The organism is Streptomyces neyagawaensis (assembly GCF_023516595.1).
Taxonomy (GTDB): Bacteria; Actinomycetota; Actinomycetes; order Streptomycetales; family Streptomycetaceae; genus Streptomyces; species Streptomyces neyagawaensis.
In genome coordinates, this window is the sequence record NZ_JAMGBG010000164.1 from 1 (window position 1) to 15,006 (window position 15,006).

Here is a 15,006-nt window from a genome sequence, read left to right on the forward strand (position 1 = left end):
GCCAAGGGCATGGCTGGTTGGCTACGTTCGGGAGGGATAACCGCTGAAAGCATCTAAGCGGGAAGCCTGCTTCGAGATGAGGACTCCCACCCACTTGATGGGGTAAGGCTCCCAGTAGACGACTGGGTTGATAGGCCGGATCTGGAAGCACGGTAACGTGTGGAGGTGACCGGTACTAATAGGCCGAGGGCTTGTCCTCAGTTGCTCGCGTCCACTGTGTTGGTTCTGAAACCACGAACAACCCCGCGTTTGTCACAGAGCGTGGTGCGGTTGATTGTTTCATAGTGTTTCGGTGGTCATAGCGTGAGGGAAACGCCCGGTTACATTCCGAACCCGGAAGCTAAGCCTCACAGCGCCGATGGTACTGCAGGGGGGACCCTGTGGGAGAGTAGGACGCCGCCGAACAATTTTTGAGAAAGCCCCTGCCGGGAAACCGGCGGGGGCTTTCTGCGTTTCCGGCATCTTTTCACGGCACCTGTCGGGGAGTGCCGCCCCTTCCTCGGGGCTGTTCCGAGTGAATTAGAGGCGTCCAGCCGCCTTCAGTGCCAAATAGGCATCTGCCAAAGCCGGTGCCAGGTCGTCCGGGGTGGCGTCCACGACCGTGACACCGTGCCGACGGAGTTGTTCGGCGGTGCGGTGGCGGTCCGATTGGGCCTGCGCCGCTGCCGCCGCCTCGTAGACGGCGTTCGTGGTGCCCCGCGCATTCGCCATGCGGGCGATATGCGGGTCGGAGACGGAAGCCAAGAGGACCGTGTGGCGCTGGGTGAGGCGGGACAGGACCGGGAGGAGGCCCTCTTCGATGGGGGCCGCGTCCAGGCTTGTCAGCAGGACGATCAAGGCACGGCGGGAGGCCGTCCGTAGCGCGGTGGCGGTGAGACCTCGGGCGTCCGTCTCGACGAGTTCCGGTTCGAGTGGGGCCATCGCGTTGACCAGGGAGGGAAGGACGTCGCCTGCCGAACGCCCCTGAACGAGCGCCCGGACGCGGCGGTCGTAGGCCATGAGATCCACGCGGTCGCCGGCGCGGGAAGCGAGGGCGGCCAGGAGGAGGGCGGCGTCCATCGAGGCGTCGAGGCGGGGGATGTCGCCCACACGGCCCGCCGCGGTCCGGCCCGTGTCCAGGACGAGCAGGATGTGACGGTCGCGCTCGGGGCGCCAGGTCCGTACCGCCACCGAAGACTGTCGGGCCGTGGCACGCCAGTCGATCGAGCGGGTGTCGTCGCCGGGGATGTACTCGCGAAGGCTGTCGAACTCGGTGCCCTCGCCCCGCGTCAGGACGCTGGTGCGACCGTCCAGTTCGCGGAGACGGGCCAGCTTGGACGGCAGGTGCTTGCGACTCGTGAACGGAGGAAGGACCCGCACGGTCCAGGGAACCTTGTGGCCGGCCTGGCGGGTGAACAGGCCCAGCGGACCGTACGAGCGGATCGTGACCCTGTCGGCCTGGCGGTCGCCCCGTCGCGTGGGGCGCAGCCGAGTCGTGACGCGGCGTCGTTCGCCTGTGGGGACGGTGAGCCGGTGGCGGGAGGCGGCCACTTCGCTGCCGGGCAGCCAGCTGCTCGGAGGCCAGGCGTCACGGAGGTGGGCGCGCAAGGGGCGCTTGGAGGGATTGGTGACCGTCAGCGTGACCTCTGCGGTTTCGCCGAGGCGCGCTGACGTGTCCCCGGAGCGTGTGAGGCCCAGACGGCGCACGGGGGCGGCCAGGGCGTAGTCGCAGGCGCACGCGAGGGCCAGTGGGGCGTTCACCGCGAGGACGCCCGTCCAACTGGGCTCCCAGATGCCCACCGGGAGGGTGCCGAGGGCCGCGAGGAGCGCGGCGCGTCCGGTGGGGGCCATCAGCGGGGAACGGGGACGTGGGCGAGGATCGCGTTGATGACCGAGTCGGCCGTCACGCCTTCCATCTCCGCCTCCGGACGGAGCTGGACCCGGTGGCGGAGGGTCGGGAGCGCGAGCGCCTTGACGTCGTCGGGGATGACGTAGTCGCGGCCCGTCAGCCAGGCCCAGGCGCGGGACGCCGCGAGGAGGGCCGTGGCGCCTCGGGGAGAGACACCGAGGGTGAGCGAGGGCGACTCGCGAGTGGCGCGGCAGATGTCGACGACGTAGGCGGTGATCTCGGGGGAGATGGTCGTCTTGGCCACGGCGGCGCGAGCGGCTTCGAGGTCGGCGGCGTTCGCCACGGGGCGTACGCCGGCGGCGCGCAGGTCGCGCGGGTTGAAGCCGGCGGCGTGGCGGGTGAGGACGTCGATCTCGTCCTGGCGGGACGGGAGCGGAACCGTCAGCTTGAGCAGGAAACGGTCCAGTTGTGCTTCCGGCAGGGGATACGTGCCCTCGTACTCGACCGGGTTCTGGGTCGCGGCGACCAGGAACGGGTCCGGGAGGGGGCGGGGGGTGCCGTCGACCGTGACCTGGCGTTCCTCCATGGCCTCCAGGAGGGAGGACTGGGTCTTCGGAGGGGTGCGGTTGATCTCGTCCGCGAGGAGGAGGTTGGTGAAGACCGGGCCGGGCTGGAAGGAGAACTCGGCGGTGCGGGTGTCGTAGACGAGGGAGCCGGTGACGTCGCTCGGCATCAGGTCCGGGGTGAACTGGACGCGCTTGGTGTCCAACTCGAGTGCGGACGCGAGGGCGCGGACGAGCAACGTTTTGGCGACCCCAGGGACTCCTTCCAGTAGGACGTGACCGCGGCAGAGAAGGGCGACGACGAGGCCGGTCACGGCGGGGTCCTGGCCGACCACGGCTTTGGCGATCTCGGCGCGCAGGGCCTCCAGGGAGGCGCGGGCGGAGCCCGGGTCCCCGGTGGTCCCGGCGTTGTCAGTGGTCGGGTCCATCATGAACGGCGTACCTCTCTTTCGAGGGCGTCGAGTTGGTCGGTGAGGGCGATGAGGGCCGTGTCGTCGCTGGGCGGCGGGCCGAAGAGAAGGGCGTGCAGGGTCTGTCCGTCGCCGTGGAGGTGGGCGGACAGAGCGGCGAGCAGGGCCTCGGGCGCGTGCGCCCGGGAGACGGGGACACCCACGAGAGGGGCGAGGCGCGTGCGGGTGGTGGAGCGAAGAGCGGCGGCCGCGCGGTCACGGGCGTTGGCCTTGCGGTAGAGGCGGGCGCGGCCTTCGACGGTCTCGGAGGCACGGATCGCGACGGGGAGTTTCTCGGGCACCAGGGGGCCCAGTCGGCGTGCCCGCCAGAGCGCCGCGATCAGACCCGCGACGAACAGTTGCAGGGTGCCCCAGAGCCAGCCCGAGGGGAGCAGGTCGAAGAAGCTGCGGTCGCCGGTGCCGGCGGCGGAGTCGTCGGAGAGAGAGGGGAGGTACCAGACCAGATGGGGGCGCGAGCCGAGGAGTTGGAGGGCGAGGGAGGCGTTGCCCTGCTCGTCGAGGCGGTCGTTGTAGAGGATGTCGGGGGCGCCGATGACGACGGTGTCGCCGCCCCCTTCGGCCGCCGGGAGGCGTACGAGGCTGGGCAGACCGCTCTCGGGGTAGCAGGTGTCGGCGTCGCGGGTGGTGACCTGGTAGCGGACGCCGCCGAGGTCGGCGGTGCCCGCACGGCGGGCGGCGGGCAGGTCGCAGCGGGGCGCGAGTGTGGAGTCGAAACTCGGGGCGGGGTCGGCCGTGACGCCGGGGGCGAGGGTGCCGACGGACGGGGTGCCGGGGGCGACGAGGACCGTACGGCCGCCGGACGTGGCGGTCGCCGTGCGCAGGCGGCGCTGCTGGGACTCGGTGAGCAGGTCCGGGACGGCGATCAGGAGCGTCGTGTCGGGGGCCGCGGCGGCGGTCGCCTCGTCGAGGGTGGTGACCACGCGCGTGGACACGCCGTTGTCGTCGAGGAGTTGCTCGATCGCGCGGCTGCCGTTGGGGTCGGCGGAGCGCGGGTCGAGACGGCCGTGCTCGCCGCCGGAGCGGATGACCGCGATGACGATGGCCGCGGTCAGGAGGATCACGAAGGCGATGACGACACCTCGTGCGTGACCCCACAGCTGACGGGCGGTGGGCGAGGCCGAGGTGTTCGGGAGCGTGGCCTCGGTGGTCATTCGGCGGCCCCCTGGCGGCTGTGGTGGGCCGTGCTCGTCGTGCTGCTGGCGCTGCTGCCGGCCAGTGCGGGCTTGGCGCGCTCCAGGTCGTCGTCGAGGGCGGCGAGGTGGCGGTACGTTCCTTCGGCCGCGGCTCGGCCACCGTATGTGACGTCGTCGAAGTCCTGGGCGGCGGTGCGGAGTCGGTCCGCGTGGGCGGGAAGCGCACGGCCCGCCTCGGAGGCGGCCTCGTCGGCGGTGCGGCCCGGGCGCACATCGAGGAGGGCGCGTTCCTCCAGGGAACGGACCACCGCGCGCATGCGTTCCTGTAGGGCCCGGTCCCAGTGGCCCTGGGCGGCCTGTGCCTCGGCTGCCGCTCGGTGTTCGGCGGCGCTGCGCGGACGGTCGTCGAAGAGTCGGCCGGAGGAGACGGGGGTGCGGTGCGGGGTGCCGAGGCGCCACCACAGGGCGCCGACAAGGGCGAGGACGGCCAGGACGATGACGGTGAGGCCGATCGCGCCGCCGGGGGTGGCGGCGGAGGCCGTGTCGAACAGTTTGCCGATCCAGTCCCAGAAGGCGTCCATGGCGCGCTCGTACCAACTGCGGTCGTTCTCGTGGTACATGCCCTTGGACAGCTCGCGCCGGGCCGCCTCCCGCGCGGGGTCGCGCGGGAGGGTGACCGGTGGTTCGTCCGCCGAGCGCCAGCCGGTGGGTACGGCGGTCAGAACTCCCCCCGAGAGTCTCACCGCATCAGCTCCCGGGAGTGGCGGTGGAGGCGTTGCCGCCGTAGTCCTGGACGCCGGCGGCGCGGGCCAGTTCGAGGTCGAGGGCCTCGCGGCGGATGCGCTGGTCGATGTAGAGGAGCACGGTGACGCCGGCGCTGATCGGGAAGGTGATCGTGGAGCCGATGACCGAGCCGACGCCGCTGATCACGAGGTAAGTCCAGCCGAGTTGGGTGCCGCCGGTGAGGAGGCCGGAGAAGCCCTCGCCGTCCAGGGCCGTGCCGAGGACGGCGAAGGGGATCACGACGATCGACGCGACGACGTAGGCGATGATCCCGGCCAGCAGCTGAATGCCGAGGACACGCCACCAGGAGCCGCGCACCAGCTTGACGGAGCGGCCCATGGACTTGCGGACGCCCTGCTTCTCCAGCATCAGCGCGGGCGAGGCGAGCGAGAAGCGGATCACCAGCCACACGGTGAGGACGAAACCGCCGAGTCCACCGAACACGGCGAGGACCACGCCCGCCCCTTCCGCGCCACCGGCGACGAGGAGGATGCCGGGCAGGATGCCGACGGTCATGACCACCACGGCGATCAGCGGCAGCAGCAGGGTGAGGCCACCCAGCCTGAGGAGTTGCGGGCGGGCGTCCCGCCAGGCCTCGCCGGTGGTCACCTTCTTGCCGAGGACGGCTCGGCTGGTCACGGTCGTGAGCAGGGCCGTCGCGATGATGGTGCCGAGCAGGGAGATCACCAGGACGGCGGAGGTGCTCAGCAGGGTCTCGCCGAGGGCGCGGCTCAGCTCGCCGGGAGTGGCGGTGGGGTCGTTGAGGACGTCGGCGTTCGCGGCGTCGTTGAGGACGAAGCCCTGGAGCAGGATGACTGCGATCTGGGTGACGACGGCGACGGTCAGGGAGATGCCGAGGACCGTGCGCCAGTGGGTGCGCATGGTGGACACCGCGCCGTCGAGGATCTCACCGACGCCGAGGGGGCGCAGCGGGATCACGCCGGGCTTGGCCGCGGGCGGGGGACCGCCCCATCCGCCGCCCCAGCCGGGGGCGCCGTGGCCGGGATGGCCGCCGGGGGCTCCGTAGGCGCCGGGCGGGCCGTAGCCGCCGGGGCCGGGGTACGGGCCGCCGGGGTGGCCGCCCCAGCCCGGGGTGGGCTGCGGTGGTGGCGGGGCCTGGCCGGGGCCCTGCGGGCTCGGGTTGCTCCACTGGGCGGGCGGGGGCTGCTCCTTGGACCACTTGGACGGAGGCTGCGTCTGGTCCGCGCCGCTCTGGTCGGCCGGCTGCGGGGTGTCCTGCCGGCCCGCGTCCTGACCGTCCGAGGGGGTCGATCCGGGCGAGGCCCAGCCCGGAGTGTCCTTCATCGTCGCTCCTTCACGGTGCTCGTCCGCGGTCGCGGCGGCAGGTTGGCGCCCATCGTGCCACGCGGTGTCCGGGAAGGGGCGGGGGGCCGTATGGGCTGCGCACCTTCAATTGTCCGTCGGATACGGGGCAGACTGGCCGCATGGCTGATCAGTACGCGCGAACCGGCGACGACACCCGGCCGACCGAGACCCCTGCGATCCGATGGGAGGAGCCACCCGAAGGCCCCGTCGTGGTCCTGCTGGACCAGACGAGACTGCCGGCCGAGGAGGTCGAGCTGGTGTGCACGGACGCGTCCGTGCTGGTCGAGGCGATACGGTCGCTCGCCGTGCGAGGGGCGCCGCTGCTGGGCATCGCCGGGGCGTACGGTGTCGCGCTCGCCGCCGCGCGGGGCTTCGCCGTGGAGGAGGCCGCCGAGGCGCTGGCCGGTGCTCGGCCGACCGCGGTGAACCTCTCCGTCGGGGTGCGGCGTGCGCAGGGCGCGTACCGGGACGAGCTCGGTCGGACCGGTGACCAGAAGCTGGCCGCGGGCGCCGCGCTCGCCGCCGCGCGGGCGTTGCACCGGGAGGACGCCGAGGCCAGTGCCCGGATGGCGGGGCATGGGCTGGCGCTGCTCGACGAGCTGCTGCCGGGCGGCGGGCACCGGGTGCTCACGCACTGCAACACCGGGGCGCTGGTGTCGGGCGGTGAGGGCACGGCGTTCGCGGTGGCGCTGGCGGCGCACCGGGTGGGGCGGCTGCGCAGGCTGTGGGTCGACGAGACGCGGCCGCTGCTGCAGGGCGCCCGGCTCACGGCGTACGAGGCGGCGCGCAACGGGATGGCGTACACCTTGCTCACGGACAACGCGGCGGGCTCGCTGTTCGCGGCCGGGGAGGTCGACGCGGTACTGGTGGGGGCCGACCGGATCGCCGCCGACGGTTCGGTGGCGAACAAGGTGGGGACCTATCCGCTCGCGGTGCTCGCCCGGTACCACCATGTGCCGTTCATCGTGGTGGCGCCGGTCACGACCGTGGACCCGGACACCCCGGACGGGGCGTCCATCGAGGTGGAACAGCGCGCAGGCCATGAGGTGACGGAGATCACAGCACCTCAGGTGCCGGTGGCGGGAGCGGAGGCGGGAGGCGGTATCCCGGTGGCACCCCTGGGGACCCAGGCGTACAACCCGGCGTTCGATGTGACACCGCCGGAGTTGGTGACGGCGATCGTCACCGAGGAGGGGGCTGTGTCGCCGGTGACGGCTGGTGCTCTTGCGGAGCTGTGTGGCAGGTCACGACAGGTAACGATTTAGTTAATGGGATGATGTCGTTTATGAAGGGACGAGTCCTTGTCGTCGACGACGACACCGCACTGGCCGAGATGCTCGGCATCGTGCTGCGTGGTGAAGGTTTTGAGCCGTCTTTCGTAGCCGACGGCGACAAGGCGCTGGCCGCGTTCCGTGAGGTCAAACCGGATCTGGTGCTGCTCGATCTGATGCTGCCGGGCCGGGACGGGATCGAGGTGTGCCGCCTGATCAGGGCGGAGTCCGGGGTGCCGATCGTGATGCTCACGGCGAAGAGCGACACCGTCGATGTGGTCGTGGGCCTGGAGTCGGGCGCGGACGACTACATCGTGAAGCCGTTCAAGCCGAAGGAGCTGGTGGCCCGGATCCGGGCGCGGCTGCGGAGGTCGGAGGAGCCGGCGCCGGAGCAGCTCGCCATAGGAGACCTGGTCATCGACGTGGCGGGGCACTCCGTGAAGCGGGACGGGCAGTCGATCGCGTTGACGCCGCTGGAGTTCGATCTTCTGGTGGCGCTGGCGCGGAAGCCGTGGCAGGTGTTCACTCGAGAGGTCCTGCTGGAGCAGGTCTGGGGGTACCGCCATGCGGCGGACACCCGTCTGGTGAATGTTCATGTGCAGCGGCTGCGTTCCAAGGTCGAGAAGGACCCGGAGCGGCCGGAGATCGTGGTGACTGTCCGTGGTGTCGGATACAAGGCAGGACCCAGCTGACATGTCCGGGGACAGCGCCGCTTCGGCGCCCGGCCAGTCCGGGACCCGCACGGAGCGGCCTGTCGGCCGGAAGGCGTCGGGTTCCCGCTGGGGGCGTTTTCTCGAGGGCGGGCTGCTCCATGGCGGAGTCCAGGGCAGCCCGTTCCTGAGGCTTTTCATGCGCTGGGTGCGCCGTCCGCTGCTGCCCGTGATGCGGCTGTGGCGGCGCAACATCCAGCTCAGGATCGTCGTCACGACCCTGCTGATGTCGCTCAGCGTGGTGCTGCTGCTGGGCTTCGTCGTCATCGGCCAGGTGCGCAACGGGTTGCTGGACGCCAAGGTCAAGGCCTCGCAGAGCCAGGCCACGGGCGGGTTCACGGTGGCCCAGCAGCGGTCCGACGGCGCGGCGGGCCTGGCGGGGAACGACGGCACCGACGACGGCGATCGGGTGCAGAACGTCGTCGAGCGGATGACCAACCTGGTGAAGTCGCTGTCCAGCGGTGGCCAGGGAGCGTTCGACGTCGTGACGCTCAGCCCTGCTTCCGCGGACGGCAAGACCGGCGGGCTCGCACCGCGTGCCTCCGGCGGAGTGGCCTGGGACCCCAGCGTGCCCGTGGAGCTGCGCGACCGGGTCGACGACGGCACCAGCGCCGTCCAGAGCTACACGCGGATCTTCTACACCAACGGCCAGGAGTCGCAGCCGGCGCTGATCATCGGCAAGCAGATCAACGACCCGAACGGCAGGCCGTTCCAGCTGTACTACCTCTTCCCGCTCACCCAGGAGGAGAAGTCCCTCAGCCTGGTCAAGGGCACGCTGGCGACGGCGGGGCTGTTCGTCGTCGTCCTGCTCGGGGCCATCGCCTGGCTCGTGGTGCGTCAGGTCGTCACGCCCGTGCGGATGGCGGCGGGGATCGCCGAGCGGTTGTCCGCCGGGCGCCTGCAGGAGCGGATGAAGGTCAGCGGCGAGGACGACATCGCGCGTCTCGGTGAGGCCTTCAACAAGATGGCGCAGAACCTGCAGCTGAAGATCAGCCAGCTGGAGGACCTGTCGCGGATGCAGCGGCGGTTCGTCTCCGACGTGTCGCACGAGCTGCGCACCCCGCTGACGACCGTACGGATGGCGGCCGACGTCATCCACGACGCGCGCGTGGACTTCGACCCGGTGACCGCGCGGTCCGCCGAACTGCTCGCCGACCAGCTGGACCGGTTCGAGTCGCTGCTCGCGGACCTGCTGGAGATCAGCCGGTTCGACGCGGGCGCGGCGGCCCTGGAGGCCGAGCCGATAGACCTGCGCGAGGTCGTGCGGAAGGTCGTCAGCGGAGCCGAGCCGCTCGCCGAGCGCAAGGGGACACGGATACGGGTCCTCGGCGACCAGCAGCCCGTCGTCGCCGAGGCCGACGCCCGGCGGGTGGAGCGGGTGCTGCGGAACCTCGTGGTCAACGCCGTGGAGCACGGCGAGGGCAAGGACGTCGTGGTCAAGCTGGCCGCGGCGGGCGGAGCGGTCGCGGTCGCGGTGCGCGACTACGGCGTGGGGCTCAAGCCGGGCGAGGCGACGCGGGTCTTCAGCCGTTTCTGGCGGGCCGACCCGGCACGCGCGCGTACCACCGGCGGCACGGGACTGGGACTGTCCATCGCTCTGGAGGACGCCCGTCTGCACGGCGGCTGGCTCCAGGCGTGGGGCGAGCCCGGTGGCGGGTCGCAGTTCCGGCTGACCCTGCCGCGGACGGCGGACGAGCCGCTGCGTGGCTCCCCGATACCCCTGGAACCGAAGGACTCCCGGCGTGGCCGCGGTGCCGGCGACGGTGCTGTGCGGCACGGCGGGGGCAAGCTCGCCACGGTGCCGGTGCAGGCGGGGGAGCACGGGGTCACCAGGGCGCCCATAGGGCCGCTGCCGGGCGCTGGGCAGGTGCCCACGGCCGATCCGACGGCGCTGCCCGGCAACGGCGCGCGTGTGGTGTCCCGGCCCGGTGCGTCGCCCACGGCACCGCCCGCGCAGCGGAGCGGCGAGGGTGCGGGGCAGGCGGAGGAACGGCTCTCCGAGGCCGGCTCCGGGCAGCAGCAGGAGAAGCAGGGGGAGGCATTCCGTGGGCGCTGACCGCGCGAAACGCGGCCGCAGGCGTCCGGTGCGGGCGACGGCGTACGTCGGCATCGGTGCCGTACTGCTGGCGGGGTGCGCCTCGATGCCGGACAGCGGGGACATGCGCGACGTCGAGTCGACCCCGCGGCAGGACGCGCAGGTGCGGGTCTTCGCGCTGCCGCCCGCCGAGGACGCCCAACCGTTGGAGATCGTGCAGGGCTTCCTGGAGGCCCTGACCAGCGACGACCCCAACTACGAGACGGCCCGCAAGTACCTGACCGGTGGCGCGCTGAAGACGTGGGACCCGGGCACGTCGACCACGGTCCTCGTCGAGGCGCCGACCCCGTTCACGAAGGTCACGGGGAGCGAGCCGGACAGCACCTCGTACCGGTACGAGCTGACCGGCGAGAAGGTCGCCCGCGTGGACGGGCAGCACGCGTACACGCCGGCCAGCGGCGAGTACGAGGAGACCGTGCACCTCACGAAGGTGAAGGACACGGAGCAGTGGCGCATCGACAAGCTGCCCCAGGGTGTGATGCTCGGCAGGTCCGACTTCGAGCGCAACTACAAGTCGATCAACAAGTACTACTTCACCTCCGCCGCGCAGTCCGGTGAGGCGGGCAGGGTCGCCGACCCGGTGTACGTGCGCAGCCAGGTCGACCCGGTGACGCAGATCGTGCGGGACCTGCTGAACGGCCCCACCCGTTGGCTGAACTGGGTCGCGCGGACCAGTTTCCCCTCGGGTACGGCGCTGCGGAAGGGCACCGCCCAGTTGACGCCCGACGAGCAGAACAAGCTGGTCGTGCCGCTCAACGCGAAGGCCGACCGGGTCTCGGCGAGCCGGTGCCAGGAGATGGCCGCGCAGCTGCTGTTCACGCTTCAGGACTACATGCCCAACGGCATTGACGAGGTGGAGCTGCAGGGGTCGACCGGGGCGCAGCTGTGTGCGTTCCGAGAGGACGAGACCGACACCGACGCGGCGAACCGGCCCGGCAAGGGCATCGAGTACGAGTACTTCATCGACGGCGAGCACCGGCTCGTACGGCTGTCCGCCGGGGAGAGCACGCCGACTCCCGTGCCGGGCGACCTCGGCGAGGGGGTGAAGCAGCTGCGCTCGGCCGCCGTGTCGCGTGACCAGGAGCGGGCGGCCGGGGTGTCGGCCGACGGGAGCGAGCTGTACGTGGCGCCGCTGACCTCGGGCGGCGCCATCGGCGAACCCGTGCTGCGCAGCGCGGGTGCCACCGCCAAGGATCGGCTGACGACGCCCAGTTGGGACGGGCGCGGCGATCTGTGGGTGGCCGACCGCGATCCCAAGAAGCCGCGCCTGCTGGTCCTCGCGGACGGCAAGGGCGAGCCGCTGGAGGTGCGGACGACGGGGCTCGACGGACGTATCGAGGCGGTGCGCGTGGCCGCCGACGGGGTACGAGCCGCGCTGATCGTGGAGAAGGACGGCAAGCGGTCGCTGTTCATCGGGCGCGTCGAGCGGGACGCGGACGCGGACGGCACCACCGTCTCCATCGTCGATCCGCGGTCCGTGACACCGGACCTCGAGGACGTCTCGGCCATGTCGTGGGCCGGTGACAGCCGGCTCGTGGTGGTCGGCCGGGAGCCCGGCGGCGTGCAGCAGACGCGGTACGTGCAGGTCGACGGCTCCACGTTGCCGGGTCCGGCGCCCTCCGCGCTGACCGGTGTGGAGGAGATCGCGGCGTCCGAGGACGAGAGCCAGCCGCTGGTCGCCCATTCGGCGGACGGCATCGTCCGGCTCGCCCCCGGGGAGCAGTGGCAGACGGTGGTCAAGGAGGGGTCGGCCCCGGTCTATCCGGGGTGAGCCCGGGGGCGTCGGCCGGCAGGGAGCCGAGCCCGTTCCGGGGTGAGCCACGGGGCGCCCGCCGAGGCAGCCGACCCCGTTCCGTCGTGTGCTCGTGGCCTTCCGCGGCTGGCGCTAACTCGTGTGGGTGACAGGCCTGTTGGTGATCGGGGCGTTGTCCACAGGGGGTTTTCCACAGGGGTGGCAGGGTTTCGTGCGCGTTGGCACAGTGGGGGCATGCGGGCGTGGTGGCAGGACCTCACGGATCTGGTGCTGCCGGCCGAGTGCGGAGGCTGCGGCAGGCCTCGCGAGGTGCTCTGCCCGGAGTGCCGCGCAGCCCTGATGGGGGCCGCACCGAGCCGGGTGCGACCGGCGCCGGAGCCGGTGGGGCTGCCCGAGGTGCACGCGGCGGCCCCGTACGAGGACGCGGTACGGGCGGCGCTGCTCGCGCACAAGGAGAGGGGCGCCCTGGCGCTCGCCGAACCGCTCGGCACGGCCTTGGCGGGGGCCGTACGGGCCGGGCTGGGCGAGGTGTGGGGCGGGGGCGCCGAGGACTTCCCGCCGGGGCGTGGCGCCTCGTCGGGAGGTGACGGGAGAGGTCCACGCGGGGACGTGCTGCTCGTTCCGGTGCCGTCCGCGCGGCGGGCGGTGCGGGCGCGCGGTCATGACCCGGCGCGGCGGATCGCGCTCTCGGCGGCCCGGGTGCTGCGGCGCGCCGGGACGCCGGCCCGGGTGCTCGCGGTGCTGCGGCAGCGGCGTGCCGTGGCCGATCAAGCGGGGCTGGACTCCCGGCAGCGGCTGGACAACCTCGCGGGTGCCCTGGAGGTGGCCGCCGGGGGCGTCCCGCTGCTCGGCGGCGGCCGGGTCGTGCTCGTCGACGACCTGATGACCACCGGGGCCTCGCTCGCGGAGGCGGCACGGGCGGTCCGGGCGGCGCGGCACAGAAGGGTGGTGTCGTCGGCGGCAGACGGGAAAGACGCTGGGCTAACGGTTCAGGAGGCCGTCCGGATGCGAGGCGTCAAGGGAATGTACGGGGTCCACCATGCAGGTGAGGGGCTGTGCGCGGCGGTGGTCGCCGCGTCGCCCGATGCTTTCCACATAAACCGGAACTGACGGAGAACTTGCATCGTTGCAGGTAATGAGAGGGTCAATTCACCTGAACGGAGGTACGTCTCGGTAGAGGGTGACGACATCCGTCCGGGCGAGATATGTTCGGTTGTGAGGGAATGGCCCCGGCCGTTCACCACATATCCGGATGCTGTACTGCGGGTTTTCTGCAATCACCCGCAGCGGTGGGGTGGAGATCTTGTCCACGGGGGAGGAGGAGGTGGAGTCACCGAGTCCGCGGTTCCGGAAGTAGCCGGAACCTGGTGCACAAGGGAGATGCTCCGCCAGTGGAGCGGAGCGATCCGGGAACGGAGTTCTGCGTGGACATCGTCGTCAAGGGCCGCAAGACCGAGGTGCCCGAGCGGTTCCGCAAGCACGTGGCCGAGAAGCTGAAGCTGGAGAAGATCCAGAAGCTCGACGGCAAGGTGATCAGCCTCGACGTCGAGGTGTCCAAGGAGCCCAACCCCCGACAGGCCGACCGCAGTGACCGAGTGGAGATCACGCTCCGCTCCCGCGGACCGGTGATCCGGGCGGAGGCAGCGGCGAGCGATCCGTACGCGGCGCTCGACCTGGCGGCGGACAAGCTCGAGGCCCGGCTGCGCAAGCAGCACGACAAGCGTTACACGCGCAGGGGCGCGCGCAGGCTCACGGCCGCGGAGGTCGCCGACCACGTTCCGGGCGTGGCGACTCTCAACGGCAACGGATATGTCGTCGAGGAGGAGAAGGCCGACGGCGTACCCACCAAGCGGATCGGCTCGCTCGAAGTGAAGGGCGAAGGCCCCCTCGTCGTCCGCGAGAAGACCCACGTCGCGTCCCCGATGAGCCTCGACCAGGCGCTCTACGAGATGGAACTGGTCGGGCACGACTTCTATCTGTTCGTCGACTCCGAGACCAAGGAACCGAGCGTCGTCTACCGTCGGCACGCCTACGACTACGGCGTCATCCACCTGAGCACGGACCCGATGGTGGCAGAGGCGCACTCGAACGCCGCGGGCGGCACGCTCGGCGGCTGACCATGCCGGGTGACAGCTGAGCAGGTGCCCCTGGAGCGCGCGTGCGCCCCCAGGGGCACCGGTGTGCGACCCCCAGAGGCCCGCTCTGTCACCGCACGGTCGCCCCGGCATGAAATCATGGCCGAACCGGCCCCAACCGGCGGGTCGTTGCCTTGGGTTGGCGATGGCACAGAAACACAGGCCACGGCCTTCAGGGGGAGGAACGATGGCGGACAGCAGCTTCGGACCGATGCGAGACGCGGCGGCCGACGAGGGTTCCGTCGGCATGGGCCCCGCGGCGGGCTCCCGCAAGGAGCCCATCAGGGTCCTCGTCGTCGACGATCACGCGCTCTTCCGCCGCGGTCTGGAGATCGTGCTCGCCGCCGAGGAGGACATCCAGGTCGTCGGTGAGGCCGGCGACGGGGCCGAGGCCGTGGACAAGGCGGCCGATCTGCTCCCCGACATCGTGCTGATGGACGTCCGCATGCCCAAGCGCGGCGGGATCGAGGCATGCACCTCCATCAAGGAGGTGGCCCCCAGCGCGAAGATCATCATGCTGACGATCAGCGACGAGGAGGCCGACCTCTACGACGCGATCAAGGCCGGGGCGACGGGCTACCTCCTCAAGGAGATCTCCACCGACGAGGTGGCCACCGCGATCCGCGCCGTCGCCGACGGGCAGTCGCAGATCAGCCCGTCCATGGCCTCGAAGCTGCTCACCGAGTTCAAGTCGATGATCCAGCGGACCGACGAGCGGCGGCTCGTGCCGGCGCCGCGACTGACGGACCGGGAGCTGGAAGTCCTCAAACTCGTGGCCACCGGGATGAACAACCGCGACATCGCCAAGGAGTTGTTCATCTCCGAGAACACCGTGAAGAACCACGTACGGAACATCCTGGAGAAGCTGCAACTGCACTCCAGGATGGAGGCCGTGGTGTACGCGATGCGGGAGAAGATCCTCGAGATCCGCTGACCCGG

General features: G+C 71.3%; 12 protein-coding genes and 2 rRNA genes. 9 read left to right on the forward strand and 5 right to left on the reverse strand.

Annotation, left to right across the window (positions count from 1 at the left end; translation table 11 throughout):
• Both M8J73_RS40215 and rrf read left to right on the forward strand, forming a co-directional pair.
• A 23S ribosomal RNA gene (locus M8J73_RS40215) occupies positions 1-199 on the forward strand; the annotation flags it as partial.
• Positions 200-288: 89 nt separating this feature from the next.
• A 5S ribosomal RNA gene (gene rrf / locus M8J73_RS40220) occupies positions 289-405 on the forward strand.
• 114 nt (positions 406-519) lie between these two features.
• Here rrf and M8J73_RS40225 read toward each other — a convergent pair.
• Genes M8J73_RS40225 through M8J73_RS40245 form a run of 5 tightly spaced genes read right to left on the reverse strand, consistent with a single transcriptional unit; the run spans position 520 to position 6,082 of the window.
• Positions 520-1,830, reverse strand: coding sequence for a DUF58 domain-containing protein (locus tag M8J73_RS40225; RefSeq protein ID WP_055537943.1), 1,311 nt, complete (start codon positions 1,828-1,830; stop codon positions 520-522).
• Positions 1,830-2,819: an AAA family ATPase gene (locus M8J73_RS40230; RefSeq protein ID WP_107423936.1), complete on the reverse strand. Its 990-nt coding sequence runs from the start codon at positions 2,817-2,819 to the stop codon at positions 1,830-1,832. Before M8J73_RS40230 ends, M8J73_RS40225 begins: the two co-directional genes overlap by 1 nt.
• Positions 2,819-4,012: a DUF4350 domain-containing protein gene (locus tag M8J73_RS40235; protein WP_249829741.1), complete on the reverse strand. Its 1,194-nt coding sequence runs from the start codon at positions 4,010-4,012 to the stop codon at positions 2,819-2,821. Before M8J73_RS40235 ends, M8J73_RS40230 begins: the two co-directional genes overlap by 1 nt.
• Positions 4,009-4,737 (reverse strand): DUF4129 domain-containing protein, encoded by a 729-nt coding sequence (locus tag M8J73_RS40240; protein WP_055542946.1) that lies wholly within the window; start codon positions 4,735-4,737, stop codon positions 4,009-4,011. Before M8J73_RS40240 ends, M8J73_RS40235 begins: the two co-directional genes overlap by 4 nt.
• 4 nt (positions 4,738-4,741) lie before the next feature.
• Positions 4,742-6,082: a DUF7847 domain-containing protein gene (locus M8J73_RS40245; protein WP_249829742.1), complete on the reverse strand. Its 1,341-nt coding sequence runs from the start codon at positions 6,080-6,082 to the stop codon at positions 4,742-4,744.
• A 140-nt stretch (positions 6,083-6,222) separates the two neighbouring features.
• Between M8J73_RS40245 and mtnA the strand changes: the two genes are divergently transcribed.
• From mtnA to M8J73_RS40280, 7 genes are all read left to right on the forward strand, one after another.
• Positions 6,223-7,368, forward strand: a complete 1,146-nt coding sequence (gene mtnA / locus M8J73_RS40250; protein ID WP_249829743.1) for an S-methyl-5-thioribose-1-phosphate isomerase — start codon at positions 6,223-6,225, stop codon at positions 7,366-7,368.
• An 8-nt stretch (positions 7,369-7,376) separates the two neighbouring features.
• A complete protein-coding gene (gene mtrA / locus M8J73_RS40255; RefSeq protein WP_206187907.1) occupies positions 7,377-8,066 on the forward strand; it encodes an MtrAB system response regulator MtrA in 690 nt (229 codons plus the stop codon).
• A gap of 1 nt (position 8,067) precedes the next feature.
• Complete coding sequence (mtrB, locus tag M8J73_RS40260) at positions 8,068-10,140, forward strand: MtrAB system histidine kinase MtrB (RefSeq protein ID WP_055539975.1); 2,073 nt, start codon at positions 8,068-8,070, stop codon at positions 10,138-10,140.
• Entirely contained in the window at positions 10,130-11,950 is a 1,821-nt protein-coding gene (locus M8J73_RS40265; protein WP_055539976.1) for an LpqB family beta-propeller domain-containing protein, read from the forward strand. Before mtrB ends, M8J73_RS40265 begins: the two co-directional genes overlap by 11 nt.
• Before the next feature lie 216 nt (positions 11,951-12,166).
• Positions 12,167-13,042: a ComF family protein gene (locus tag M8J73_RS40270; protein WP_055539977.1), complete on the forward strand. Its 876-nt coding sequence runs from the start codon at positions 12,167-12,169 to the stop codon at positions 13,040-13,042.
• A 314-nt stretch (positions 13,043-13,356) separates the two neighbouring features.
• Positions 13,357-14,049, forward strand: a complete 693-nt coding sequence (gene hpf / locus M8J73_RS40275) for a ribosome hibernation-promoting factor, HPF/YfiA family (protein WP_240501431.1) — start codon at positions 13,357-13,359, stop codon at positions 14,047-14,049.
• 205 nt (positions 14,050-14,254) lie between these two features.
• Positions 14,255-15,001: a response regulator gene (locus tag M8J73_RS40280; RefSeq protein ID WP_055520708.1), complete on the forward strand. Its 747-nt coding sequence runs from the start codon at positions 14,255-14,257 to the stop codon at positions 14,999-15,001.
• The last annotated feature ends 5 nt before the right edge of the window (positions 15,002-15,006 follow it).